The sequence below is a fragment of the Halomonas sp. 3F2F genome (assembly GCF_014897805.1).
Taxonomy (GTDB): domain Bacteria; phylum Pseudomonadota; class Gammaproteobacteria; order Pseudomonadales; family Halomonadaceae; genus Vreelandella.
In genome coordinates, this window is sequence record NZ_JABUZE010000161.1 from 1 (window position 1) to 922 (window position 922).

Genomic DNA, 922 nt, shown 5'->3' on the forward strand with positions numbered 1-922 from the left:
GATTGAACAACACCGCCAAGCGTTTGCCAAAGACGGTCGCCAACTCGACTACATCGTCAAGTGGAACCCCCGGGACTCGGCCAAGGCGGATCTGGATACTTGGCGCGTGGTGGCGGCCAGCTATTGGGAAGAACTGCGCCCAGGCAAGCGTCAAGCCATATGGGCGCAGAGCGCGTCACTCACGGTCGACAAGGTCGAGTATGTGGTCAAGCGCGTGATGCGCCTGGTGGAACGTACCGCCGATCGCGATGGGCAACTGCTGCTCGAACCGACGTATGAGTTGGAAGGCTGGTGGACCAGTCTGGAAGAGTCGCCGGAGGCGGTTATTCAGCGCTATAAAGCGCATGCGACCCACGAACAGTTCCACAGCGAGATCAAGACCGATCTCGACCTGGAGCGACTGCCTTCGGGCAAGTTCGCCACTAACGATCTTATCCTGCACCTGGCCCAGCTGGCCTACAACATCCTGCGGTTGATGGGGCAATTGGGCATGACCGGCGAGCTGAGCCCCGTTCGTCATCCTGCCAAGCGGCGTCGGATACGGACAGTGCTTCAGGAGCTTGTGCATCGCGCCGCCATCGTCATTCACAAAGCACGGCAGGTGATACTTGATTTTGGGCAGGATGTTGGGCGGATGACGGTGCTCAATACCCTGCGTACTCGGCTGCGTTATCCAAAAAGGTCGCCATGCTGACCGTTTATTGGGCAAGGCAGCGCAGTCGCGGGCTAACGGATACTGTTAGCCAAAGTCACCGTGCTCGATCGGTTGAAATGCACGACAAAATAGGCTGTCAACGCCGATCAATGCAACAAGAAGCGGCACTAGCCGGTATGTGTTGTTCGCTTGAGACGGTAGCGGTGGTCAAAAAATACGTGCTGGTGTTGATAGGGAAAGTATCGGCGCCAGCTTCACGGATTCAGG

The 922-nt window shown here is 57.5% G+C and carries 2 protein-coding genes; both read left to right on the forward strand.

Annotation, left to right across the window (positions count from 1 at the left end; all coding sequences use genetic code 11):
- A partial coding sequence (locus tag INT21_RS16820) for a transposase (RefSeq protein ID WP_193085498.1) occupies positions 1-694 on the forward strand: 694 nt, incomplete at its 5' end.
- Positions 688-922: hypothetical protein (locus INT21_RS20480; protein WP_226917020.1), on the forward strand; the 235-nt coding region annotated here is incomplete at its 3' end. The genes INT21_RS16820 and INT21_RS20480, both read left to right, overlap by 7 nt.